The 26,050-nt window shown below is 34.9% G+C and carries 17 protein-coding genes; 9 read left to right on the plus strand and 8 right to left on the minus strand.

What is annotated here, in order from left to right; all coding sequences use genetic code 11:
* Nucleotides 1–447: 447 nt before the first annotated feature.
* The 7 genes from ACFOUY_RS03570 to ACFOUY_RS03600 form a co-directional block, all read right to left on the minus strand.
* On the minus strand, nt 448–2,307 hold the full coding sequence (locus ACFOUY_RS03570) for an alkaline phosphatase (RefSeq protein ID WP_378959084.1): 1,860 nt from the start codon (nt 2,305–2,307) through the stop codon (nt 448–450).
* A 156-nt stretch (nt 2,308–2,463) separates the two neighbouring features.
* Nucleotides 2,464–3,630: a CehA/McbA family metallohydrolase gene (locus ACFOUY_RS03575; RefSeq protein WP_378959086.1), complete on the minus strand. Its 1,167-nt coding sequence runs from the start codon at nt 3,628–3,630 to the stop codon at nt 2,464–2,466.
* Between the two features lie 72 nt (nt 3,631–3,702).
* The gene (locus ACFOUY_RS03580) at nt 3,703–5,106 is read right to left on the minus strand and encodes an alkaline phosphatase (protein WP_378959087.1); all 1,404 of its coding nucleotides are present in this window, start codon (nt 5,104–5,106) and stop codon (nt 3,703–3,705) included.
* A gap of 3 nt (nt 5,107–5,109) precedes the next feature.
* On the minus strand, nt 5,110–6,177 hold the full coding sequence (locus tag ACFOUY_RS03585) for a phosphatidylinositol-specific phospholipase C1-like protein (protein WP_378959088.1): 1,068 nt from the start codon (nt 6,175–6,177) through the stop codon (nt 5,110–5,112).
* A gap of 16 nt (nt 6,178–6,193) precedes the next feature.
* Entirely contained in the window at nt 6,194–7,783 is a 1,590-nt protein-coding gene (locus tag ACFOUY_RS03590; protein ID WP_378959089.1) for a RagB/SusD family nutrient uptake outer membrane protein, read from the minus strand.
* A 13-nt stretch (nt 7,784–7,796) separates the two neighbouring features.
* Nucleotides 7,797–10,784 carry a SusC/RagA family TonB-linked outer membrane protein gene (locus ACFOUY_RS03595; RefSeq protein ID WP_378959090.1) on the minus strand — a complete coding sequence of 996 codons (2,988 nt, stop codon included), beginning with the start codon at nt 10,782–10,784 and terminating at the stop codon, nt 7,797–7,799.
* Nucleotides 10,785–11,105: 321 nt separating this feature from the next.
* Entirely contained in the window at nt 11,106–11,291 is a 186-nt protein-coding gene (locus ACFOUY_RS03600) for a Sec-independent protein translocase subunit TatA/TatB (protein WP_378959091.1), read from the minus strand.
* Nucleotides 11,292–11,597: 306 nt separating this feature from the next.
* Between ACFOUY_RS03600 and ACFOUY_RS03605 the strand changes: the two genes are divergently transcribed.
* The 6 genes from ACFOUY_RS03605 to ACFOUY_RS03630 all read left to right on the plus strand — a co-directional run bounded on the left by ACFOUY_RS03605 (nt 11,598) and on the right by ACFOUY_RS03630 (nt 21,661).
* Nucleotides 11,598–14,189, plus strand: a complete 2,592-nt coding sequence (locus ACFOUY_RS03605; protein ID WP_378959092.1) for a PAS domain S-box protein — start codon at nt 11,598–11,600, stop codon at nt 14,187–14,189.
* A 95-nt stretch (nt 14,190–14,284) separates the two neighbouring features.
* Nucleotides 14,285–14,713: an SRPBCC family protein gene (locus ACFOUY_RS03610; RefSeq protein WP_378959093.1), complete on the plus strand. Its 429-nt coding sequence runs from the start codon at nt 14,285–14,287 to the stop codon at nt 14,711–14,713.
* A 190-nt stretch (nt 14,714–14,903) separates the two neighbouring features.
* Nucleotides 14,904–16,292 carry a TolC family protein gene (locus ACFOUY_RS03615; protein ID WP_378959094.1) on the plus strand — a complete coding sequence of 463 codons (1,389 nt, stop codon included), beginning with the start codon at nt 14,904–14,906 and terminating at the stop codon, nt 16,290–16,292.
* Between the two features lie 13 nt (nt 16,293–16,305).
* On the plus strand, nt 16,306–19,590 hold the full coding sequence (locus ACFOUY_RS03620) for an efflux RND transporter permease subunit (RefSeq protein ID WP_378959095.1): 3,285 nt from the start codon (nt 16,306–16,308) through the stop codon (nt 19,588–19,590).
* 12 nt (nt 19,591–19,602) lie between these two features.
* Entirely contained in the window at nt 19,603–20,700 is a 1,098-nt protein-coding gene (locus ACFOUY_RS03625; RefSeq protein ID WP_378959096.1) for an efflux RND transporter periplasmic adaptor subunit, read from the plus strand.
* Nucleotides 20,701–20,722: 22 nt separating this feature from the next.
* On the plus strand, nt 20,723–21,661 hold the full coding sequence (locus ACFOUY_RS03630) for a helix-turn-helix domain-containing protein (RefSeq protein WP_378959097.1): 939 nt from the start codon (nt 20,723–20,725) through the stop codon (nt 21,659–21,661).
* On the opposite strand, the gene ACFOUY_RS03635 is transcribed toward ACFOUY_RS03630, so the two are convergent.
* Complete coding sequence (locus tag ACFOUY_RS03635) at nt 21,658–22,251, minus strand: 2OG-Fe(II) oxygenase (RefSeq protein WP_378959098.1); 594 nt, start codon at nt 22,249–22,251, stop codon at nt 21,658–21,660. The two genes, ACFOUY_RS03630 and ACFOUY_RS03635, sit on opposite strands and share 4 nt — an antisense overlap.
* Before the next feature lie 113 nt (nt 22,252–22,364).
* On the opposite strand from ACFOUY_RS03635, the gene ACFOUY_RS03640 reads away from it, so the two are divergent.
* The 3 genes from ACFOUY_RS03640 (at nt 22,365) to ACFOUY_RS03650 (ending at nt 25,892) form a co-directional block, all read left to right on the plus strand.
* Nucleotides 22,365–23,366 carry a phosphotransferase gene (locus ACFOUY_RS03640; protein ID WP_378959099.1) on the plus strand — a complete coding sequence of 334 codons (1,002 nt, stop codon included), beginning with the start codon at nt 22,365–22,367 and terminating at the stop codon, nt 23,364–23,366.
* A 65-nt stretch (nt 23,367–23,431) separates the two neighbouring features.
* Entirely contained in the window at nt 23,432–24,283 is an 852-nt protein-coding gene (locus ACFOUY_RS03645; protein ID WP_378959100.1) for a dienelactone hydrolase family protein, read from the plus strand.
* A gap of 37 nt (nt 24,284–24,320) precedes the next feature.
* Nucleotides 24,321–25,892 (plus strand): hypothetical protein, encoded by a 1,572-nt coding sequence (locus tag ACFOUY_RS03650; RefSeq protein WP_378959101.1) that lies wholly within the window; start codon nt 24,321–24,323, stop codon nt 25,890–25,892.
* The last annotated feature ends 158 nt before the right edge of the window (nt 25,893–26,050 follow it).

Genomic DNA, 26,050 nt, shown 5'->3' on the forward strand with positions numbered 1-26,050 from the left:
CCATTCAGGTTGTATGAACTGATATTTTAAACCATCTTAGGCATCTAAGGAAATCTAAGCTTTAATGGTCTTACATTTAAATGGTTAATTTCTATTGCATAGCGTCATTTATATTGATTTTTATGAAATAAATTAACCCTACCATTGACGTTATATAAACTGATGTTTTAAACCATCTTAGGCATCTAAATCTAAGCTTAAATAGTCTTACATTTCTCTTAGATGGTTAATTTTATTATATAAAGTCATTTGTATTGATTTTTATGAATAAATTACCCCTCAGCTTGAAGGGGCATCGTAATGCTTTAAATAGGCCTTTATTTCATAACCTGTCCATCGCTTTACGATTCCCGTTTTCACGGGAATGACGACCGCTCAAAATATTATTCTGCTAATATTACTTCAAAATCAATTTTGAGACAGCCTCATTTTGTTAAAAAATGAAACTTACTTTTTGGCTTTAACAGGCGCTAAAAGATTTATTATTTTTTTAAAGATTTCGTTGTTTTTATATATTCCTTTGAACATTTCAGATTTTGGCCCATAAGCGAATACAGGAACCATAATATTGGTATGATCGTCAGTGCTAAATGCACCTGTAATTGTACCGTTTTTCTCATCAGCATCTAGCAATGTTAAACCACCAGTTTCATGATCAGCCGTAATGATAACTAAGGTTTCTCCATCTTTATCTGCAAATTCTAGAGCAGCGCCAATCGTTCTATCAAAGTCGTGCATCTCCGTAATTACGTAAGGCAAATTATTTGTATGCCCACCGTGATCAATTTGTGCACCCTCTGCCATGATAAAGAAGCCATTTTTATTTTTAGATAATAAGCTTATCGTTTTCAAAAGAGATTTTTTCAATAAATCAGTACGACCTTTTAAAACTGAACGGGTATCTTCTGTTGGAAGCAATACAAGTTGCTTTCCTGAAACCTCTTTATCGAAATCTGCAAAACTTTTATTTAACTTAAACCCCTGTTTACTAAGTTTATTAATAAGTTCCGTATCCTGATTTTTTATAAAGGCATCCTGATTAGAACCTATAAGAACTTCGGCTTTACTATTTAAGAGGTCGGCAGCAATTGCATTGCTCATGGTTCTTTCCGTTTGATGAGCGTAAAAAGCAGCAGGAGTAGCATCCGTGATATCGCCAACGGAAATTATACCACTTTTTATACCAAATTGAGCGATACTATCTACCAGATTAGTACGGGGTTTATTATCCGTACCCATTCCAATATAGCGATTGTTTGTTTTCTCTCCGGTGGCCATTGCCGATGCACCCGCAGCAGAATCTGTATTGCCCGAATTTGCAGCTCCAGTTTGAGAAAAACCTATATTTTTAATCTGACTAATGTTTAAATTACCATGATTAGCAATTAATCCGGCATGAATTTGCGCAAGCCCCATACCATCGCCAATTAATAGAATAACATTTTTTACTTTTTTTTCTTTACCATCAGATTGATAATTTGGTTTGTAAACAGGATAAGCTTTAGGATTGGTGTAGGTTAACTTCTCTTGATTATTATAAAATTCATTCAGCTTTACAGGATGGTCGGTGTTAATCCAGTCGACACCCAAACTTTGTAAAACAATCCAGGTATTCGGACTATCAACAGTTCCCCAAAAACGAAATGGCTTTCCTAAGTTGTGTGCTTCGGCAACAACATCTTGCAGTTTTTTTAAATCGGTAGGTGTGGGTACGCCTTTTCCATTCCAAACCGTGTACTTTTTAATATCCTGACTTATCATAGCAACACGCTTTAATTCATCAGTTGTATATTTAACTTCTGGTCTACCATCAAAATAAATATATTCAGGCCAATTTTTGAAATTATTTGGAGCTGGCATATTGCCGCTAATCACAATTTTTATGGCTTTTTTATTAGCTGACGCATCAAATGTATTCCCAAATTCTTTTATATAACTGATTAGCTTTTTAAGTACTTCAGGATGATTCTCTTTTATATCGATTACTAACTGAAGTTTTTTAGATGAATCCTGAAATGCATTGTCTCCATTTTTTTTGTAAAGTTTAAAAAGTGGTTCGAGATAAAGTGTTTTTAAAGTACGTTCTTTTGTAATTTCAGAAAGTTCGTGTGCAACATAAAGTTCATCATCTTTTAAAAATACATCGGCCTCGATAGATTCCATTCCAGAATAATATGCTTGTAATAATGGAATTGATTGATGGTAATCATTATGGCTGTGCCCGCCTGTAACTGATTTTACTTGTGCGAAAGCTGAAAAAGAAATCAGTATTGCTAAAAATAAATTAAGGATAATCGAAATTTTCATGAGTATTATTGTGATAATTTAGTCAAAACTAAACAAACAATGTTGCCTTAACATTAACCAAAGGTAAACAGCTCTATAATAAAAAACGCCTGCTTTTGGCAGACGTTGACTCTTTTAAAATTATAGCCAAAGCTTAAACAGCGTGCTAAAGAAAACCTAAAATTTCGGGTCGAAATTAAAGTAAATTGGATTTGATAAACCAACCATATTTTCACTTAAAGCCATAGATTTTGGCACTTGCGGATAAGCCGTATTTGTACCTTCAACAGTTACCCGATAATAAGTTCTGCCTTTTATTTCCGGTGCATCTTCAAATTGAACCATAGGAACTTTACCCTTTGCATGATAAGTATTTAATTTTTTCCCATTTTTAATTATGGTAATGGTATAATCTGCATCTGGTAAAGTGTTTCCACTTAGCTGAACTAAAAATTTTACAGGCTTACCTTTAGAAATTGAATTATCACCCATCATCATTTCAAATTTACCATCGTCATTTGCATCAGCATAAAATTCTACTCTTGGCGCAAAAGGGTTTGAACTTACAGAAACCTTTCCATGTGTTAGTGCATCAACAATCGCAGTTAAACTTTTTTCTTTTGCAAAAACCCATGTCGTTGGCGTGCCAACATAATTATATTCTGCCTGATACGTGTTTGCACTTGGCTTTTCAGAACCTGTTGGTAAGCCATGATGAGCATCGCTTCCTCCCCTTCCAGTCATCATTCTGCCAGATGAAAGCATATCATCCCAAATCATTATTGCATTCGCATTTTTTGGCCAAACAGATGAATTCCAAACCTCTATTGATTGAACCAAATCGTAAGAAAAACCAAAATTATCCTTTCCGCTTGGATGATTCGCTGATAAATGAATACCTAAAGAATTCTTTACTTTACCAATATTTACATCACGCTCATCGCGAACATCAAATAACCGTTGATGTTTGTATGGTTTATCAGAAAATACATTTCCGTGTCCTCTTGTTGTGGTCCATTCTGCACCATATAACAAAAGAAGCGAATCTGATTTAAACTCAGGATCTGCCCAGGTGTGGTGTTCAACGTCGCCATTAACATGATTATCATGATCGGTTATACACACATAATCCATCTTCACGGATTTAGAAAAATTAATAATTTTCGCTATAGAATTGTTTGACGATTCTGTACTGTGACGGGAATGCACGTGTAAATCTCCTTTTAACCAAACTCCACTATTAAGGATAACGGGTTTAGCTTCTTCCTGGGCTTTTGCATTGCTCATAAAAAGAGACAATGCAATACATAACATGCCAATGGTTATATTATATTTTACTATCATTTTAAATTTCTATTTTAATAAGAAACGTCTGCTTTCGCAGACGTTCGATTATTTGTTTGTTGTTTAATTTCTTTATGCCTTTACCAGAAATGATTCTGGCATTTCCGCTGCCTTCAACATAAAATTATGTAATTCATAATTTTTAACAAAAGGCTTTAAATTTTCGGAGCCAGGCCCGAACATGGTAAGCTCTACATAATCTCCAGTATGGTTCATTCCTGCCCATTGCACATCAGTATATTTACTCAGAATTTTTCCATATTCATAAAATGGAAGATTAGACTCATTGTATAACTGATCTGGTGTAATATCTTTGAAATGATTTAAAAGTGATTTAACGTCATCAGATTTAATTTCGAAACCTTGATTTTCTTTAATCAAATCTATAATTTTCTGCTCACTAAACGATTGATTTAACTGGGCCAACAGCCAGGTATTACTGTGTTTAAAGTTTTGCAAGCTATCGAATTTTTTATTGGCTTCATCAGCGTAAAATAAACCGGGATTCGAATTACCATGATCGGTTGTAATGATAACTAACGTTTCTCCATCCTTTTCTGCAAACTCAATTGCTTTACCAACGGCCTCATCAAAAGCTAATTGGTCGAATATTAATCCACTTAAATCATTAGAATGCGCTGCCCAATCTACTTTTCCGCCTTCAACCTGCAATGCAAAACCGTTTTTGTTATCTTTCATTAATTCGATAGCTTTCATCGTCATTTCTGCAAGCGAAGGTGCAGATTTCATCAGTTTTTCATCGTGCTTTCTATCCACTTCGTAAGGCATTCCGTCTTCAGCAAACAAACCTAAAACTGGTTTAGAATTATCCAAAGCGAGCATTTCAGTTCTATTCTCGGCAACTTTATAACCTTGAGTTAAATATTTCGGAATTAAGTTTCCGCCTGGACGTTTATCTCCAAAATATTTATGTCCGCCGCCCATCATTACATCAAACTTCAAACCCAGGTACATTTCGGCAATAACATCCTGACCTCCACGGTTATCTATATTTACACAAAAACCAGCCGGTGTTGCATGTGTTACCGGAACGGTGGTTACGCAACCTACCTTTTTGCCTTTTTCTTTAAATTTTTGAAGAATTGGTTGCGGTTTTTCGCCATTCGTACCAACATTTAGTGAGCCATTTCTAACGCGAATTCCTCCACCCCATGATGAACTTGCAGCTGCAGAATCTGTAACCATAGAGCTTGCAGAAGCCGTATCCATTAATGCTCTTACAGCTTTATTATCGCGATATAAACCTAACCATTTACTGCTTTTACCTAAAATTCTGTTCGAGTATAAATCAGCCATATTTAATGTTCCTATACTCATGCCATCGCTCACCATCATTATAATGTTTTTAGCTTTTTTAGAGCCTCCAAGCGGTTTTGCAATAACATCATTTATACCTGTAAAAGGAACCGCTAAACCTGCTAACAATCCGCCTTTTAATAACGATCTTCTGTTCATCTTCTATTTAATTTTGAATAATGGATTAGCTCTGAAATATTTACCATCGGCAAAGCTGATGAAGTATTCGGAGTTAAAATGTGTACTTTTTTGATAATAATCTGTAGTGATAACTTGTGCGCCGGAATTACAGGCAGCATCGAAATCAGACTTATCATTTTTACGAGCTTGCTGTGTATCGTTATCTGCTCTTGTTCTAATGATATAACCTTTCTCAACCAATTCCGGAATTTGTTTATCTTTTGGATTATTTCTTATCATAAAAGCTGCTTCAGGCGTGCCTGGGTCTGAATTCGCAAACATTACACGACCTTTTAGCGATGGATGATTCTGAATATAAGTTGCTCTTTTTTTACCAGTAGCATCAAGTACAAAAATAAATTTACCTTTTGCCTGGCTTAATTTTGGCCAGTTTTTATGAAGAACTGCACCTTCAAGCGAATTGTATTTGCCTCGCACTTCATCTGGAGTAATCAGATGTTCTTTACCTAAATTCGTCAAAATCACTTTATCCAAATCATCAAACACTTTTGTCGTAAATAATTCAGGAGCTGTAAACCCAGACTTTTTTATAGAATCATCTTTAGCTTCTAAGGTGATAAAAACAGGTGTATGATCGGCATAGGTTTCAGACCATTTTCGAAGCACTTTTAACGCATCTACAAAAGTTGGTGCAGAACTTCTAAAATCTAGTTCGGGAATATGTAAAACCTTAAAGCCCGGTTTTTTCATTTCTCCATCTGCATCGAATGATGGCTGATTTTTTGCCCACTCTAAACCTTTTGGATGCGCATAACGACCACCAGCTGAGTCTGCATAAACATCAATTTCGAGATTTCTTAATCCCAAATTCAATTGATCAGGTAAAGAAATATGCTCGTAATCTATTTTACTTGCAGAAGCAGAATCCATTTTCTTAAACACAGCAAATAATGCGGGATCTATGGCTTGCTTATAACTATTGTGAGAACCAATAACCTGAATGTGATTTATTGTTGGGTCTTCTTTAATCGTAATAAGTGCTATTGCTGGCAATACCAGCAATAGTCCAAAGCAACTGATGATTCTCATACGTAGTTTTTAAATATTAATAACCTGGGTTTTGCTTCAAGTTTGAATTAAGTTTTAGCTCATTTGCCGGAATCGGATAAATTCTTCTCGTCAAATCTTTATTCATGAAAAGCACATCGTTTGGTAAAGGATATTCAGTTTCAAATTGTCCGAAACGAATTAAATCATTTCTTCTCCAGGCTTCCCAGCTAAATTCGCGAGCTCTTTCATCTAACAAGCTTGTTAATGTTACAGAACTTGCTAATTCGGCACCAGCACGACTTCTTATTTTATTTAAAAGCACTAACGGAGTTTGCAATTCGCCATTAACTGTAGTAGCTGTTGCTCCTCTTAAAATTGCTTCAGCTTTCATTAGCATAACATCGGCCAAACGCAACAAAGGCATATCATTTCCATTTAAACGTGTTGCTTGAATAGCATTTACATCTGGCCAGTATTTTACCGAACGAACACCTTTTGCCTGATCGGCAACTGTATTACCTAAATCCATTGGCTTACCAGGTTTCAAGGTTAAATCTTTAGTAATTTCAATTTGATTTGTCGTTCCGGCAACTAAAATCGGTTTGGTTAAATCGGGTTTACGGTTAGCATCTGGCGCATATTGCTTGCCAATTAACCAGAAACTGTTACGAACGTCGTTGTTCAGGTTAAATCGATCATAATATTCAGGAGTTGTGCTCATCGCAATACTGAAACCAACATTAATACCGTAAGATGCTGCTAAAGCAGGGTAAAAACCAAATCTTGTCATCTGGTTGCCCGGAATCTGTTGATCGTAAGGAATTGCAAATATGGTTTCGTTAATTTGTGGACCATTGTTTACATCGAAAATATCAGAATACTTATTATCTAAAGCGTAATTGGTGTTTTTCAAAATATTATCAGCCATAATTACGGCATCTGCATATCTTGGTTTTCCAGTATAAACCTCAGCGTTTAAATACATTTTCTCCAATAAAGCATAAGCCATTGCCTGAGTTGGGCGACCATAAACCAATACACGGTTATTATTATCTTTTATTGGCAGCTGAGGAATGGCAGCTAAAAGTTCTTTTTCAATAAATTCGAATACTTTATCGCGAGTTTGATTTCCTGGCAAGGTACTTACCGGAAAAGTATCGATAATTGGCACATTGCCATACAAATCCATCATAAAGAAGTAGTACAAAGCCCTCATGGCTTTTACTTCAGCCAAACTGCTGCTTTTTGTTGCGGCAGAAACTGAAGATTCATTAGTTAGGTTGATTAAACGGTTACAGTTGTTGATACCGCCAAATCCCCATTGCCAAATATCTCTAACATTTGGATGGTCGATTGTCCAGGTGTGGTAATGTAACTGACGGTATTGACCACCATCATCAAAGTTTCCATCGCGTGCCGGAATAATTGCCGCATCGGTAGAAAGTTCTTGCATTCTCCAATATGGAACACCATACTGAGAAGAAAGGTTAGAATACATGGTACCAAAAAGTGCCGCGTAATCTGAATTGGTGAATGGAAAATTATCTTTAACGTATTGCGACTCTACATCGACATCTAGCTTACTGCATGATTCTAAAACCATTAAGCAAGCCAGGATATTAAAAAGGATTATAAACTTTTTCATCTTTATATTTTTTTTAGAATGATGCACTTACACCAAAACTGAACGTTCTTGTTTTTGGATAATAATTGTTGTTATCTATGCCTGGGGTTAAACCACCGATGTTAATTTCTGGATCTAAGCCGCTGTATTTTGTAATTACAAAAAGATTATTTGCGGTAACATATAACCGAATGGCTTTGATACTGGGCGTTTTTGGTTTTATGGTATAGCCAAGTGTAGCATTATCCAAACGTAAGTATGAACCACTTTCCAGGAAACGATCTGAAATTAAATAAGCGTTAATATCGTTGAAAGATTCGCCTAATGTAAATGTCGGAATGTTTTGGAGTTTTGCATCAGCAGGATTATTTAATGATGCCTTTGTAGCATTTAAAATCTTGTTACCTAAAACACCTCTAACTAAGAAGTTAAAATCCCATTTTTTGTAGCTGAAACTATTTCCCCATCCATAGATTAATTTAGGCTGAGCGTTACCAGCAATTTTTGCATCGGTTGTTAAAGGCTGTGTTGCAATGGTTTGTCCGGCAGCATTGATGTATGTACTTACCCCTGCCGCATTTTTCCCTGCGTAATTCCAAAGATTAAAAGTACCCAATGCGTAACCTGGCTGAATTAGCTGACTGAAATTTCCGGATTGACCCTTACCGCCAAGCTGAGCGGTTTGAATGGCCGAAATTTTATAGAAATCGTCAGATAAAGTTTCTACAACGTTTTTATTGTGCGCAATATTTGGCGAGGTTGTCCATCGAAAATTATCGGTTTTAAAAACCGCTGCATTTAAAGAGAACTCTACACCTGTATTCTTGATTTTACCAACATTTGCTGTAATAGTTGGTAAGAAGAATTGCGTTGTAGAAACTTCGTAACGGTCGTAAATTAAATCTGAAGTTTGTTTTACGTAGAAATCTACCGAACCCGTAATTCTATCTTTAAATAAACCGAAATCTAAACCGATATTGGTTGTTGCCGTACTCTCCCATTTTAAATCTGGATTTTCATTTCTAACCGGACCAATTGCATTGCTAATCGAACCGTTGTTTAAAAACTTGTTACTTCCAGAAAGTGTTCCATAAATTAATAACGAAGAGAAGGCATCGAAACCTAAACTGTTACCAGATACACCGTAACCCGCACGAAGTTTTAAATCGCTAATAACCGGAACAGCCTGCATAAAATCTTCGCCTATAATTCTCCAACCTGCCGAAACTGCCGGAAATAAACCCCAACGGTTATTTTTACCAAATGCAGAAGAACCATCATTTCTTAAGGATGCCTGAAATAAATATTTCTCGTTATAATTATACTGAACCCTACCGTAGTAAGAAATTAATCTTAAAGTAGAAATTGGGGCATTGTTAAAAGCAATTTGCGATAACAAGCTTGGGTTAGACAAAAACAAATTGTTGTAACCTAAATTATCGTTAGAAAAGTTTTGTGTAGTAACCCCAAAACCATCATTCGTTCTATCTTCCTGCCAAGAATAACCACCAAGTAATTTCAAGCTATGTTTTCCAAAAGTTTTATCGTAGTTAAAATAACCTTCTAAAACCTGGCTCTTGTTTAAAACATCAATTTTTTGTGCTTGTCCGTTTACACCTCTGGCTAATCCAGATTGGCTGTTTAAATATGTACTGTAGTTATTTTGGTCTCTTTGAGAAGAAACACTGGCCGTAAACTTTAATCCATCGATGATATTAACCTGAGCCATACCATTAATCAAAGTTTTGTTATTCAGGTTATCGATAACATTATTATCAACAATAGATAATGGATTTCTTGTTCCACTTCCGGTACGGTTATAGTTTTCTTTATAAGTTCCATCTGTATTAAAAGGGTTTACCGTTGGCAAATAGAAAAGCATGTTTGGAAGTGCCTGAGATTGATATACATCAGAACTTTTCGAATTACTGTTGGTTATCGTTAAACCCAGTTTAAGTTTATCGTTAAAAAACTTTTCGTTAAGGAAAGCACGAACAATCGTTCTTTTTAATGATGTGTTTTTAAGAATTCCTTTATTATCTAAGTAATTTACGCTTGCCCCATAATCTGATGTTTGACCTGCACCACCATAAGAAAGATTATGATTTTGAGAATAGCCTGTTCTTTCTAAAAGTGATTGCCAGTTCGTATCCGAACCATCGTCATCTACAGCGTTTAAAGTCTGTTTATTATCAGCCAGGTATTGTCTCAACTCCGCAGCAGAAAGCATATCATATTTTTTTGAAACTTTCTCTACCGCAGCATAACCACTATAATTAAGGCGAGATTGACCGCTTTTAGAACGTTTAGTGGTTACAATGATTACACCATTTGCCGCTCTCGAACCATAAATTGCAGTTGATGATGCATCTTTTAAAATGTCGATATTTTCAATATCAGCTGGTGCTAATAAATCAATCGATGCCCCAGGAACTCCATCAATTACATAGAATGGTTCTTGGGCAGCACCTTCACGTAGCGTAGATGGACCACGCAAAATTGTAGAAGGCTTAGCATTTGGGTCGCCGCTTTTTGTAACGTTTAAACCTGCAACTTTACCTTGTAAAAGCTGTGCCGGGTTAACCAAAACACCTTGATTAAACTCTTCTGCTTTAACTGAAGTTACCGCACCTGTTAAATCCTTTTTGTTAGCGGTACCATAACCAATAACTACAACATCTTTCAATGTCTGGTTATCTGGCATCAAGGTTACATTAATTTTGCTTTGATTATCAACCGAAATTTCTTTGGTTAAACTACCAAGCATAGAAAATGTAAGTCTATCTGCTGGTTTTGCCTGAATGGTATAAATACCATCTGTATTTGTTGATGTTCCTAAATTACTGCCTTTTATTCTAACCGTTACACCAGGTAATGGCTGGTTGGTTTCATCTACAACCTTACCAGTTACCGTTTTACTAACTTGAGCGTTAACATTTAATGAAAAGAAAAGCAGGATTGCAACAATACATTGCCACTTGCCAATCAAAGACAAATAAGTCTTTTTGTAATTTTGTTTCATGAATGATTAATTATGATTGTTTGGATTTATCCACAGATACAAACCATTATTATATGCCCTGCGAATTTCCCACAAAGATGCCTTAACCTCATTACGGATTTTGTCAGTTAGAATTATGAAATTATTAATAAGTGATTAGTAACTTAAACCGAATGTTAAGAAACCGAGATTAAAACCTCCGATGTAATGTTATTAAATTAACATACAAAATACCATTTAACAAAAAAGCAGATTACTTTAAATAGTAACCTGCTCTAATTAATTAGATTTGATATGAGGAAGGATAATTTTATCCTTTTTATAAAGTCCGCTTAATTTTAATTAAACTTCCTTACTTGGAACTTTAACTTCTTCAGGATTTTGACCATCCTTAAATTCCTTAATCCCTTTGCCTAAGCCTTTCATCAATTCAGGTATTTTTTTACCTCCAAACAAAAGAAGAACAACGATAGCAACAATTATCATTTCCGGTCCGCCCAATAATGCGGCAATTGTAACATTTAACATAATTGAATAGTTTTAGTAAAGGTGTTTGAGTATATACGATATCAGTAAGAAATTGGTTTTCTAGATAAAATTATTGCTGGCTTCAACGTTATCGGTGTTAACAAAATCTTTCTAAATGATTGTTAATTGACAAAACATCTATAGCAAATTCATAAAAATAAACTGCAAAGAATATATATTAAAACTAAAACATAACAAACAACCTCCACGAGTATTTATTTATTTTAAAAAAGCGATTCATCGAAACAAAAAAATCATTGAACTTGTTATATTCGCTAAAAACCACTTCCGAAGTAAAAGCGCCAAATGAATTTTTTAGATTCACCACTTTTTAAAACTCTTTTTGAAGACGATGTTCCAAGAGTAATTCTTGAGGCAAATGTACCCGATTACACTATTGTAATTTATAATGAAGCTTATAAGCAGGCAACTTACACTACTGAGATTGACATAAAAGGAAAAACAGTTTGGGAAGCTTTCCCAAAAGATGAACTAAACAAAAAAACAGAAATTTTAGAGCAAAAATTAGCCCAAGCTTGTTTAGAAAATAAGAGTTCTATAATTTCTTCTTTTAGATATGACCTTAAAAAGAACGAAAAAAACCAAACTGAGGCAACATTGTGGCAACTAGAAATAGAACCAATTTCAGAATCTGGTGAAAAAGTTAATTATTTACTTCTTAAAACGATTAACATATCTGAGCATGCTAATAACGAAATAAAAATTGGCAATTATATCGAAAGAGAACAAGTTCTTAATAATCAACTTGCTCAAACCCATGAAGAGCTTGCCGCTTCCAATGAAGAACTGCAGGTAAATTTAGAAGATTTACTAACAACAAACGAGGCTTTAAATCAATCGAGAGCAGAACTTCAGTTATTAAATTCAGATTTAGAAAGCAGGATTAGCCAACGAACCAAGGATGTAGAATCTAGTCGCCACCTGCTTCAAAATATTGTATCTACTGCAAATATCGCAATGACTTTGCTTAAAGGAGAAGATTTAATTATTGAGTTACCAAACCCAAAAATGCTTCAAATTTGGCAAAGAGAATTAATAGATGTAGACGGAAAAAAGATTATCGATGTATTCCCTGAACTTAAAGAGCAGCAATTTCCTACACTTTTAGCAGATGTGTTTAGAACTGGAAAACGAATTGCTATGCCCGAAGTTCCAGTGGATATTTCCTATCCAAACGGCGAGCTAAAATTAATTTATGTCGACTTTTCTTACGATCCGATCTTTGATAAAGATGGAAAAGTGGAATACATATTGGCTTCAGTACATGATATTACTCAGCAAGTTGAAAATTTTAAACAACTTGAAGAAAGTAAATCTGAGTTACAGGCAACAACAGAAGAATTGGCCGCATCTAACGAGGAACTATCTGCAACAAACGAAGAACTTGCTGCTACTAATGAAGAACTTCAGGAAACACAGGAAAGCTTATTTATTAGAAATCATGAACTATCTGAAACTGAAGAAAGCTTAAAACTAGCCCTTGCCTCAGGAAATTTGGGCATTTATAGCATTGAACCTGGAACTGGAAATTTTGAAATCTCACTAAAAGCAAGAGAATTTTATGGCTTACCATTAGAAGGTAAAGTTTCGTGGAAAGATATTATAGATACTGTTGTTCCAAAATATTTACCGATTATAGAAGAAGCCAGAATTAAGGCATTAGCAACGCATAAGCCATTCGATGTGCAATATCCAATTATACAAGGAAGTACTAAAGCAATTAAATGGATGCGTGTTGTTGGCAAAAGCATACCTGCAACGACATTAAAACCCGCTCGTTTCTTGGGAGTAATAATCGATATTACAGAAGAAATCGAGCACAGGTTAGCCATAGAAGAAAGTGAAGCTCGTTTTCGTAGCATGGCAGAGGCTACCGATGTATTTATCGCTGAAGGCGATGCAACCAGTAATGCAACTTATTTTAATGGCTCATGGGTTAATGCAACAGGCCGTAGTATGAAAGACTTACTCGAATTTGGGTGGACTGATTTAATTCATCCAGAGGATAAGGATAGGTATATAAATATATACTTGAGCGCATTTGAGAAGAAAAACCCTTTTACTAGCGAATTTAGGTTGCTCAATAAAAAGGGTGAATATATTTGGCTATTAGCGAATGGAACACCCCGCTTCCATACCGATGGCACTTTTATCGGCTATATTAGTACAGCAGTAGATATCTCAGAGCTTAAAAAAGATGAGCTTCGCAAAAACGATTTCATTGGTATGGTTAGTCATGAACTTAAAACCCCACTTACTGCAATAAGTGGTTTTGTGCAGGTTTTACAATCAAGAGCTAAAAAAAATGATGACAATTATGCCTTATTGGCATTAAACAGGGCTTATAATCAGGTTAAGAAAATGACGACTATGATTAATGGCTTTCTTAACGTTTCAAGATTAGAATCTGGCAAATTATTAATAGAAAAATCTAATTCTCAATTAGATGAATTATTAAAAGAATTAATTGACGAAAGCGATATCGTTCAATTCTCTCATGAAATAGTTTTATCGATAAAAGAACCTATAGCGGTGTTTGCAGATCGAGATAAAATAGGTAGTGTAATATCAAATCTACTTAGTAACGCGGTTAAATATTCGGCAGCGAATACAAGAATTGATGTTACTTGTGAGGTAATACCGGGAAATAAGGCTTTGGTAACTGTAAAGGATAAAGGAATCGGCATAGATCCTGAAGATATTGAAAAGCTTTTCGACAGATATTATCGAGTAGGTAAACATCATACAGTTTCGGGTTTTGGCATTGGCCTATATTTAAGTGCCGAAATTGTAGAAAGACACAATGGCAAAATTGGTGTAAAAAGCCAAGCTGGAGAAGGTTCGGCTTTCTATTTTGAAATTCCAGTTGGTAATTAAAATGTCTTATAACATTCTTATTAACCCTAAATTTGTCTTGTTTAACCGTTTTTAAATGTTAAATCTTCCCATATCTTTATTAAAAACAATCAAATATGGCAACTGACAATAATACACCGATTACAATTGAAGCAGTAATAAACGTACCCGTAGAAAAGGTTTGGGAATTTTGGAACAAACCAGAACACATAAAGAACTGGGCTTTTGCATCACCAGAATGGCATGCCCCAAACGCAGAAAATGATTTACGAGAAGGGGGGAAATTCTCGACAACTATGGCCGCTAAAGATGGCAGTATGAGTTTTGATTTTGGAGGTATATATACTACTGTTAATGAAAACGAACTTATAGAATACACACTTGGAGATGATAGAAGGGTAAAAATAGTTTTCCAAAAAGATGGTGATACCACCACAAAAGTTATAGAAACTTTTGATCCCGAAAGTCAAAATCCTATTGAAATGCAAAGAGGTGGCTGGCAAGCTATTTTAGATAATTTCAAAAAATATGTAGAAGAAAACTAAAATCTTCTATAAAGTTCAGCCAGATTGTAAATTTAAGTCTGGTTGAACTTAAAAAACTTAATAATTTTTAAATCTGTAAATCATTATTAAGTAACAAATCGATTATTATTTGATTCGCATAATAATTGATTTGACGTAAATACTTCGATATTCTAACCATAATTTACATTTGCGGTGTAAATTATACACCATGCATCGAATACCTTTTATTTATTCTACATTTTTCTCAGTTTTTATTCTTACATATAGCGCACAGGCTCAAACCCTAACACTTAAAGAAGCTGTAAACACTGCTTTAACCAATTATGGAACTATAAAAGCAAAAGGCAATTATGCAAATGCATCAAAATTAACAATTCAACAGGCTAAAAGAGATTACCTGCCAAACTTTAGTTTAAGCGCACAGCAAGATTACGGTACAATTAATGGCCAAAATGGCCCATCTTATGGCTTGGGTGGTTTAGGAATAGCATCTTCTGGCCCTGCATTAGAAAAGCAAAACTGGAATGCAGCTTTTGGCGCTCTGTATCTGGCTAATGTTAATTGGGATTTCTTCACCTTTGGGCGAATAAAACAGCGTGTTAAAGTTGCTAATGCTGCTTTCCAGCGAGATCAGAATGACTTGGAACAAGAAAAGTTTCAACAGGAAATTAGAGTTTCGGCAGCTTACCTAAATTTATTGGCAGCACAGCGTTTAACTAAGTCTCAGGAAAAAAATTTAAGTAGAGCTATAACTTTTAAAAATACCTCAGTTATCAGAGCAAAGAATGGATTAATAGCTGGGGTAGATTCATCTTTCGCAAAGGCAGAAGTTTCTAATGCAAAAATTGCTTTAACCAAAGCTAAAGATGTAGAACAAGAACAAGCAAACCGACTTGGAGTTTTGATGGGATTAACATCAACGGGATTTAATTTAGATACATCATCCATAAATAGAATACCTGTTGATTTACTTAACGACACTGTAAAAACTTCTCATCCAACGTTGAAATTTTACCAAAATAGAATTGATGTTAGCAACCACCAGGTAGATTATTTCAAAAAATTATATTATCCAACTTTTTCGTTCTTCGGGGTAATGCAAGGTCGTGGTTCTGGCTTTAGCTCAAACTATTTACTAAATCAATCTTTATATTCAAAAAGCTATTCTGATGGCATAAATCCAACAAGAGGAAACTATTTGATTGGAATAGGAATGACATGGAATTTGACAACTTTATTAAGAAATCATCCGCAGGTTAAAGCCCAACAATATACTACAGAAGGCTTAAAAAATGAATATGAATTGGTAGACCAACAGCTAAAAGCGCAACTTGCAATTGCAGAAGCTAAACTAAAAAATGCTTTAGATAATTACAATGAAGCACCAATTCAGGTTAAGGCAGCATCAGACGCGTATCTACAAAAAAGTGTTTTATACAAGAATGGTTTAACAACACTTGTAGATTTAACACAAGCACTTTTTACCCTAAATAGAGCTGAAACAGATAGAGATATTGCCTACACAAATGTTTGGCAGGCCTTACTCTTAAAATCTGCCGCTTTAGGCAATTACGATCTTTTTATCAACGAATTTTAATTAAGCCACATAAATGAACATAATACGTTTCGCATTACGCAAACCCATTTCCATACTTGTTTTAGTTGCAGGATTATTCTTCTTTGGTATTGGCGCAATTAACCAGATTAAGGTAGATATTTTACCGCAAATGAATTTGCCCGTAATCTACATTGCGCACCCATTTGGTGGTTATACTCCAAACCAAATGGAAGCTTATTTTGGCAAGCAATATCTTAACATTTTACTTTTTGCCAACGGGATAAAAAGCATTGAAACCAAGAATACACAAGGTTTAATGCTAATGAAGTTAACGTATTATGAAGGCACAAATATGGCTCAGGCAGCTGCCGAATTAAGTGCTTTATCTACAAGAGCTCAGGCAATTTTCCCACCTGGTTCTCAACCTCCGTTTGTAATCCGGTTCGATGCTTCTTCACTTCCTGTTGGTCAGTTAGTTTTGAGCAGCCCCAAGCGCTCCAATAACGAATTACAGGATTTAGCAAATACTTATGTTCGACCGAGTTTTTCTGCAATTCCGGGTTTACTTTCTCCTGCACCCTTTGGTGGCAGCCCGAGAACGATAGAGATTAATGTTAACCCTTCGTTACTTCGTTCTCATAATTTAACTGTAGACCAAGTTGTAGAAGCCATTAGATTAAACAATCAAACGGCTCCATCAGGAAATATTAGAATTGGCGATAAAAACTACATCACACCGACCAATTACACCATAAAAAAAGTTAAAGATTTCGAAACCATTCCTTTATTTAAAGGCAGCGTTCAAAATCTTCAGCTTCGCGATGTAGCAACAATAAAAGATGGTGCCGATTTAGTTGCTGGTTATGCTTTAATTAATGGAAAACGTTCTGTGTATTTAAGCATTGCAAAATCTGGCGATGCTTCTACCTGGGATGTAGTTAAAAACCTAAAGAAAAACCTTCCAAACATTCAAAGTTCGTTACCTGAAGATGTTAAACTTTCTTACGAATTTGACCAATCGGTTTTTGTAATTAATGCGGTAAAAAGTTTAGTTAGTGAAGGTGCAATTGGCGCTATTTTAACCGGTTTAATGGTTTTACTTTTCCTTGGTGATAAAAGAGCTGCATTAATTGTAATCTTAACGATTCCAACCTCCATTATTGCTGGTGTTTTATTCCTAAAGTTATTTGGGCAAACCATTAATATCATGACATTGAGCGGTTTAGCATTAGCGATTGGCATTCTGGTAGATGAATCGACAGTAACCATAGAAAATATTCACCAGCATTTTGATATGGGAAAACCAAAGGCACTTGCCATTTGGGATGCCTGTAAAGAAATTGCTTTCCCTAAACTCTTAATTCTATTTTGTATTCTTGCCGTATTTGCGCCTGCATTTACCATGACCGGCATTCCTGGAGCATTATTTTTACCGCTGGCGTTGGCAATTGGCTTCTCTATGGTAGTTTCCTTTTTATTATCACAAACTTTTGTGCCAATAATGGCTAACTGGTTAATGGTTGCACATCCTAAGAAAGGTACAGCACACCATCCGGGAATTACACAAGATGAAGCAGACTTTGTTGCAACCGGAATTCCGATAGCATCAGAAAAAGATACCTTAAATCAAAAGAAGATTTTAGTTGAAAGAGATGATTTTAACAATGATGGAAAAATAACTCTATTCGATAAATTCAGAAATCGGTTTATGCGCTTTCTTAATAGAATATTGCCTTACCGAAAATCAGTTGTATTGATTTACCTTGTTGCAATTATTGGTTTGGCTGCATTACTATTATTCAATATTGGTCGCGATGTTTTACCCAGAGTTAACTCAAGCCAATTTCAGCTAAGGTTAAGGGCACCAGATGGAACTCGTTTAGAAAGAACTGAAGAAAAAGCAAATACCGTTTTAGCCGAACTTAAAAAAATGGTTGGTGCAGAACATGTTGCTATTTCATCCGTTTACGTTGGGCAGCATCCGGCACAATTTTCTGTTAATCCAATCTACTTATTCATGACAGGCCCTCATGAAGCCGTTTTCCAGGTTAGTTTAAAAGATTACGAAGAAGATATGGACGATTTTAAGGATAAATTCAGAGGAAAGATTAAAGAACTTTTGCCCGATGTTAAACTTTCTTTCGAGCCGATAGAACTTACGGATAAAGTTTTGAGCCAGGGCTCTCCTACTCCGGTTGAGGTTCGTATTGCAGGAAAAAACAAGAAAGTAAACGAAAAATATGCGAAGAAAATATTGGCAGAATTAAAGGAAATTCCTTACATGCGAGATGTTCAGATTGCCCAGCCAATTAAATATCCTTCGCTAAATATTGATATTGATAGAACCAGAGCAGCACAAATTGGGGTTGATATGGCCGACATTTCAAGGTCGCTTATTGCCTCTACTTCATCATCTCGTTACACGGATAAAAACATTTGGCTCGATGAAAAAGCTGCCTTGCCTTACAGTGTTCAGGTTCAGGTTCCATTAAATCAAATGACTACCAAAGATGATATTGGCGAAATCCCTTTACTTAAAAATTCGGCAAGACCAGTTTTAAGTGATGTTGCTAAAATAACACCCGATACCACTTATGGCGAGAATGATAATATTGGGGCGATGCCTTTCCTTTCGGTAACCGCAAATCTTTACCACACTGATTTAGGAACGGCATCAAAAGATGTAGAAAAAGCGATAAAAGATGTTGGCGAATTACCAAGAGGTTTAAATATTTCGGCAGTTGGGTTAAGCAAAGTTTTAACTGAAACTTTAGATAGCTTGCAATCTGGTTTATTAGTTGCTATAGTAGTTATATTTTTAATGCTTGCAGCAAATTTCCAATCATTTAAAGTGCCTTTGGTTATTCTCGCAACTGTGCCAGCAGTAATATTAGGTTCACTTTTATTATTAACGATAACAGGTTCGACATTAAATTTACAATCTTACATGGGTATTATCATGTCGGTTGGCGTTTCTATTGCAAATGCCGTTTTACTAATAACAAATGCAGAACAGCTCAGAAAAAACAATGGTAACGCTTTAGAATCGGCAAGAGAAGCGGCAGCATTACGTTTACGCCCAATTATAATGACGAGTATTGCCATGATTGCAGGTATGTTGCCAATGGCTATTGGCCATGGTGAAGGTGGTGGTGCTGTTTCACCTCTCGGAAGAGCAGTAATAGGTGGTTTATTAGCTTCAACATTTGCCGTTTTACTAATTCTACCACTAGTATTTGCCTGGGTTCAGGGTAAAGAAACTACAGATTCGATATCGTTAGATCCAGAGGATAAAGAAAGCACACATTACATTAAAGGTTTAGGACAAAACGCATAACGCACATTATAAATGAAAACAAAAATATTTTCTACTGCAATTTTAAATACTGGTTTGATATTAATAACCGCGATCTACGGCTGTGGCAATTCCGAGAAGAAAGAGGTGAAAAAGGAAAAAGAAGTTGCCATTGCTACTTTCAATTTAAAAAAAGATAAATTATCAACCACTTTAAGTTTGCCGGGAGAATTAATTGCTTTACAACAGGTAGATTTATATGCTAAAGTGAGCAGTTTTGTAAAAACTTTAAGGGTTGATATAGGTTCTGAAGTTACAAAAGGACAATTACTGATGACTTTAGAAGCACCGGAAATGAATTCTCAATTAGCCGCAGCACAATCGAGGTTGAAAGCACAGGAAGCAATTTATACGGCAAGCAAGGCAAATTATAACAGACTGTACGAAACCAGCAAAACACCCGGAACAATATCTACAAATGATCTAGACCAGGCCTTAGCAAGACGTAACTCTGATTTGGCACAGTTTGAAGCAACAAAAGCAGCCTACAAAGAAGTTGGTTCAATCCAAAATTACCTGGAAATTAGAGCACCATTTAGTGGTGTAATCTCTGCAAGAAATGTAAATCTTGGTGCCTATGTGGGTCCATCGGGTAAAGGTTCAGAATTGCCAATTTTTACACTGCAAGACCAAAAAAACTTACGTTTGGCTGTTTCTATTCCGGAAGTTTATACTGGCTATTTAAAACAAGGCGATGAAGTTAGTTTTACTGTTAAATCGCTTCCAAACGAAACTTTTAAAGCAAAAGTTAAACGCTTATCAGGTGCTTTAGATTTACGTTTACGTGCTGAAAGAATAGAAATGGATGTTCCAAATGCAAGCAAAGTTTTATTGCCAGGAATGGTTGCAGAAATTAATATTCCACTACCTGCAAATGCAAGTACATTTGTTATCTCTAAGAAAGCATTATTAGATACAAGTGAGGGTTTATTTGTTTTAAAAGTAGAAAACAACAAACCAGTAAAAGTTGCAGTTAAAAAAGGAAGAGAAACTGAGGATAAAGTTGAAGTTTTCGGCGATATTAAAGAAGGTGACAAATTAGTTGCAGAACCTAATGAAGAAATGCATGAGGGAATGACCATTAAACCTTAACTTTACGTAAAGAATTTTAGAAATGTTAGTCAGAAATCAGGAATTTAATACGTTAACTAAAAATGAAACCCTAGAGGATTTCTATAATAACTTAACCATTCGTCTTCCTGAAATACCAATGCCCAACTTGGGTTTAATTAACGACATTGGCCATTTTAACGTTTTTAATCGTTCTATCGTTTGCACAAATATGCCATCTGCTTTCAGCAGACGCGATTTTTATAAAATATCACTTATAATTGGCGATGGCATTTTGCATTATTCCGATAAACAAATTCAAATTAACGGAAGGGCATTATTGTTTACAAACCCAAATGTACCTTATGCCTGGGAAAGTACATCTCCAAAACCCAATGGTTATTTCTGCCTGTTTACCGAAAACTTCATTCACCAACGTAACGAGAGTTTAAGAGAGTCTTTACTTTGGAAGATTAACAAAAGTCCGGTTATTCATATTAGTGAATCGCAGGAAGAAACGTTGAAAGATATTTTCTCGAAAATGATTAAGGAAATGGATGGCGATTACATTCATAAATACGATTTGTTACGAAACTATGTTCAGCTAATTGCACACGAGGCTTTAAAAGTTCTTCCAAAAGGAAATATATTTAAATTAAATAATGCTTCGGCTCGTTTAACAGCGCAATTTATCGAACTTTTAGAACGTCAATTCCCAATTGGTTCTACCGAACATGTTTTAGAATTAAAAACGGCAAATGATTTTGCATCTCGCCTGTTGGTACACGTTAACCACCTAAACCATGCAGTTAAAGAAGTAACAGGCAAAACAACATCAGAGCATATTGCGAAAAGAATAACTACAGAAGCAGTAGCTTTATTAAAGCATACAGAATGGAATATTGCACAAATTGCCTATTGTTTAGGTTTTGAATATCCGGCAAACTTTAATATTTTCTTTAAACGCCAAATGGGTTCTACACCTAAATCTTTTAGAAACTAGTCTACTTTTAACCAACCTGTAACACTCATTCTAGTCACATTTGTTAAAAGCACTTCATGCTCTAGTTCATCACTCTTAAAAAAAACAATTTTTCCATTATCTGGTGTGATATTTAGAGGAATACCTTCTTTGTAAACACATAACTCTCCCCCATCACCAATTTTCCAGCCGATGTTTAAATACATTATCATCGAATATTTACGGCTTCCATTATTTTGAAACTGGTCGTAATGTTTTTTGTAAAAACTGCCTTTCTCGTACATGGTATAATGAAATTCGTAACCTGTTATTCCGGTATAACAGGTTTGATTCAAATACAGCACAAAACTATCCATCAAATCAAAAAAATCGTTTTCATATTGATTTTCGTGTTTTCTGTCGAGCCAGTAAATTACATCACTACGCACTAATTTACTGTGATTTACGATTTTATTATTCCCAGTTCCGGCAGCAAGGAGGCGATTACCTCTATACAACTCGAAAATATTTGCTCTTAAATGAGCCGCCAGAGAAAGACTCAGAAAATTTTCAGCAATGCCCACTTCATCATCAATAAAACTATCGATTAATGTATTAAAGATTATTTCCAATATTTTTGGTTATCCTTTCGATAATCCATCGAAGATTCGGTAAGGTAGTCTTAATTAATGGTAGAAAAGTCTTTTAAAATTTTACTTTTGATAACCAAATAATTCTTTTGATAATGCAAGACTTTTTTCCCGCCCAATACTCTACGCTTTCTGCAAAAGCTTTGAAAAACTATATTGCTCAAGCTTATAATTTAAAAGGATTTCATTGTAGATTATTAATCAGAAACGTTAGTGACACTTATATTTTAGAGCGTGATGAAGAAAAATATATTTTCAAAATCTATCGTGATTCTCATCGAAAATTAAGTGAAATTGAAGCCGAAGTAGAGTTATTAAACATTTTAAAAGAAAATGGAAATTCGGTTTCCTATCCTATAAAAGATATTTACGGAAAACAAATCCAACAATTTAATGCAATTGAAGGCATTAGAAATGGAATTCTATTTTCTTATGCAAAAGGAAATGTTGTTTTAAACTTAAATGACGAACAACTTAAAAACATTGGAAAATCAACTGCAAAATTACACAATACGACATCAGTAATAAGTTTAAAAAACGAGAGACCGCAATTTAACTTCCAAACCACATTATTTGAGCCTTTAAAAACGTTGAAACCTCATTTTGAGGAAATGCAGGAAGAATATCAATTTTTGGAAGAAATTTCGAACAAAGTAGTTAGAAAGTTTAAAGATTTTGATACAGATAAATTTAGTTTCGGTTATTGCCATTATGATTTATTTCCTAAAAACTTTCATTTCGATACAAATGGAAAGATTACTTTTTTTGATTTCGATTTTGCTGGTAAAGGTTACTTAGTTAACGATTTGATGTCGTTCTTAAATCACTTTTTCTTTCACACAATAAACAATTTAATAACAATAGAACAAGCAGAAAAAGACTTTAAAACTTGCTTAAATGCGTATCAGCAAATAAGGCCTTTAACATTTGATGAGATAGAAGCAATCCCTTATTTAGGTATTACGTTTCATATTTTCTTTTTAAAATTTTTTTACGATAACTATGATGATTGGTCTAATGCATTTTTAACGCCAAGATATACTAAACATCGGGTTGGTTTAATTAAAAAATGGGTTGAAATGTATTGCAAATTTTAATCAAGAAACATCCTTTAATATTCAAAATCAGAATGTTAACTTAGCTAAATACTAATTCTCATCTCATGAATCAAAAAATCATCACCCTGTACGATAAGTACACACACAGCCAGCTTAGTAGAAAAGAATTTATGAAAAAGTTGGCCATCTTAACCGGAAGCACGGCTTTAGCATTAACAGTTTTACCCCTATTAGAAAACAACTATGTTTCAGCAGCCGAATTTGAAAGTGATGAAATAACTTCGGAGGAAATAACTTATCCAGGTGTTGAAGGTGATATGAAAGCAATTCTTGCCAAGCCAAAAGGTAAAAAGAATTTGGGTGCTGTATTGGTAATTCACGAAAACAGAGGCTTAAACCCACATATTATTGATGTAACAAAACGTGTTGCTGCTGAAGGTTTTATTGCACTCGGCGTTGATGCACTATCGCCTTTAGGTGGAACGCCAGCTGATGAAGATAAAGGTCGTGAGTTAATTGGCAAGCTTGATCCAGAGAAAAATTTGCAGAATTATTTAAAAGGATTAGAATACCTTAGAAAAATAAAAGGTGGAAATGGAAAAGTTGGTTGTGTTGGTTTTTGTTGGGGTGGCGGCATGTCTAATAAACTTGCCATAAACGACCCAAAATTGCAGGCAGCCGTTGCATATTATGGCGCTCAACCTGCCACAACCGATGTTTCTAAAATAAAAGCAAGCATAATGATGCATTATGGAGGTTTGGATGAAAGAATCAATGCAGGAATCCCTGCTTACGAAGCCGCTTTAAAAGCCAGCAATATCGATTACAAAATTTTTGTTTACGATAGTGTAAATCATGCTTTTAACAACAACACTTCTCCAACGAGATATAACGAAGCTGCCGCAAAGTTGGCTTGGCAAAGAACAATTGAGTTGTTTAAAAACAAGCTAGTTTAATCTTCCGAAATCCCTATAAGGTTAATGCCTCAAAAAAATGAAAAATACATTAAGTGCTATCATTATACTAATCATACTATGTTCTTGTACTAAAAATAACAAGCCTGATATTGTCGAAATCACAAAAGTTCCAGGTAAGCCTTCTGGCATTCCATTTAAAAATTATTTAGGTATAAATGTATTTGAGTGGGATTTTGTGGAGAACAACAAAACAAGTGTTATTACCGAAAAAAGGATGGATCTAATCAAATCTTTTGGCGGAATTAGACATTATCTCGATTGGGAGAAATTAGAACATACTGAAGGTCAATACACTTTTAATCCATCTCACTCTGGCGGCTGGTATTACGATATCATTTATCAAAGAACTAAAGATGAAGGAATAGATATTATAACCTGTTTAAAAACCATCCCAGATTGGCTGATTAATACTTACCCAGAAGATAAAAGGAATAACGAAAACGTGCCTGCGCCTTATGGTTTGGATAAAAGGAATCCGACATCTTATATTAAGCAAGCTAAAATGGCTTTTCAGTTCGCTGCCAGATATGGTTCAAATAAAAATATAAATCCAGAGCTGGTAACGGTTAACAAATCATTAAGATGGAATGGCGATGATCCGAATACCGTAAAAATTGGATTAAACTTAGTTAAATATATTGAATGTGATAACGAACGTGATAAATGGTGGAAAGGGAAACAGGCAGAACAAACACCTGAAGAATATGCAGCAAATTTATCTGCATTTTACGATGGTAATAAAGGAAAGCTTGGCAAAAACGTAGGCGTTAAAACCGCAGATCCTAAAATGATGGTAGTTATGGGCGGCCTTGCAACTGCTGATCCTAATTATGTTGTAAGAATGATACAATGGTGCAAGAAAAACAGAGGCTTAAAAAATGGAAAAGTAGATTTATGTTTTGATGTAATTAACTATCACTTGTATGCTAACAATGCATTTTTAAATAATGGAAAAGCGACTAAAGGAGTTGCTCCTGAGCTTTCTGAAATTGGCAAAGTAGCAGATAGTTTTTTAAAAATGGCTAAAAACTATGCACCTGGAATGGAGGTTTGGCTTACCGAAACTGGTTACGATATTGGATCTAAGACTCCCCAAAGAGCCATACCTATTGGTTCAAAAACATCATCAATTACACAAGCCGACTGGAATTTGAGAACTGCTCTTTTATATGCCAGACATGGAATTCAAAGATGCATGTTTTATATGTTAGATGATGTAGATTTCAATAGTCCAGTTCAGTATAATTCATCTGGCTTCCACAACGATGATTTATCGCCACGACCATCAGCCGATTATATGTTGCAAACTAAAAAGTTAATCGGAAATTATTCATATTCGGGCACACTAAACAACCAACCAATTGTTGATTTATATACAAAAGATAAAAAACAGATTTATGTTTTAGTTGTTCCTGATCAGAAAGGGCAAAAAGTAAAATATCAGCTAAACCTTTTAGGTGCCAAGCAAGCAATTGTTCATAGCATACAAATTGGTAAAGATGAAATGTCGCATAAAACCGTTTCTACAACAAATGGTAAGTTAACCATTGAAGTAACAGAAACACCAATTTTTGTAGAGAAGATATAGTTTAAAGCCTAAAATGAGGCTTTTTCAAAAGCATATTTAGCGAAAACTCACCAAATTAAATTTTAGAGGCTGTCATGCTGAGGCTCGATTTATTTCATAAAAACCAATATAAATGATGTTTTAGTGCGATCGTGATTTAGGGTCAAAGTATTTAAATT

Origin of the sequence: Pedobacter jamesrossensis (assembly GCF_042650905.1) — a bacterium.
Taxonomy (GTDB): Bacteria; Bacteroidota; Bacteroidia; order Sphingobacteriales; family Sphingobacteriaceae; genus Pedobacter; species Pedobacter jamesrossensis.

Bases quoted from the DNA above. Each gene is read 5' to 3' on its own strand.
- ACFOUY_RS03570 (WP_378959084.1), bottom strand. From the start codon at position 2,307: ATGAAAATTTCGATTATCCTTAATTTATTTTTAGCAATACTGATTTCT.
- ACFOUY_RS03575 (WP_378959086.1), bottom strand. From the start codon at position 3,630: ATGATAGTAAAATATAATATAACCATTGGCATGTTATGTATTGCATTG.
- ACFOUY_RS03580 (WP_378959087.1), bottom strand. From the start codon at position 5,106: ATGAACAGAAGATCGTTATTAAAAGGCGGATTGTTAGCAGGTTTAGCG.
- ACFOUY_RS03585 (WP_378959088.1), bottom strand. From the start codon at position 6,177: ATGAGAATCATCAGTTGCTTTGGACTATTGCTGGTATTGCCAGCAATA.
- ACFOUY_RS03590 (WP_378959089.1), bottom strand. From the start codon at position 7,783: ATGAAAAAGTTTATAATCCTTTTTAATATCCTGGCTTGCTTAATGGTT.
- ACFOUY_RS03595 (WP_378959090.1), bottom strand. From the start codon at position 10,784: ATGAAACAAAATTACAAAAAGACTTATTTGTCTTTGATTGGCAAGTGG.
- ACFOUY_RS03600 (WP_378959091.1), bottom strand. From the start codon at position 11,291: ATGTTAAATGTTACAATTGCCGCATTATTGGGCGGACCGGAAATGATA.
- ACFOUY_RS03605 (WP_378959092.1), top strand. From the start codon at position 11,598: ATGAATTTTTTAGATTCACCACTTTTTAAAACTCTTTTTGAAGACGAT.
- ACFOUY_RS03610 (WP_378959093.1), top strand. From the start codon at position 14,285: ATGGCAACTGACAATAATACACCGATTACAATTGAAGCAGTAATAAAC.
- ACFOUY_RS03615 (WP_378959094.1), top strand. From the start codon at position 14,904: ATGCATCGAATACCTTTTATTTATTCTACATTTTTCTCAGTTTTTATT.
- ACFOUY_RS03620 (WP_378959095.1), top strand. From the start codon at position 16,306: ATGAACATAATACGTTTCGCATTACGCAAACCCATTTCCATACTTGTT.
- ACFOUY_RS03625 (WP_378959096.1), top strand. From the start codon at position 19,603: ATGAAAACAAAAATATTTTCTACTGCAATTTTAAATACTGGTTTGATA.
- ACFOUY_RS03630 (WP_378959097.1), top strand. From the start codon at position 20,723: ATGTTAGTCAGAAATCAGGAATTTAATACGTTAACTAAAAATGAAACC.
- ACFOUY_RS03640 (WP_378959099.1), top strand. From the start codon at position 22,365: ATGCAAGACTTTTTTCCCGCCCAATACTCTACGCTTTCTGCAAAAGCT.
- ACFOUY_RS03645 (WP_378959100.1), top strand. From the start codon at position 23,432: ATGAATCAAAAAATCATCACCCTGTACGATAAGTACACACACAGCCAG.
- ACFOUY_RS03650 (WP_378959101.1), top strand. From the start codon at position 24,321: ATGAAAAATACATTAAGTGCTATCATTATACTAATCATACTATGTTCT.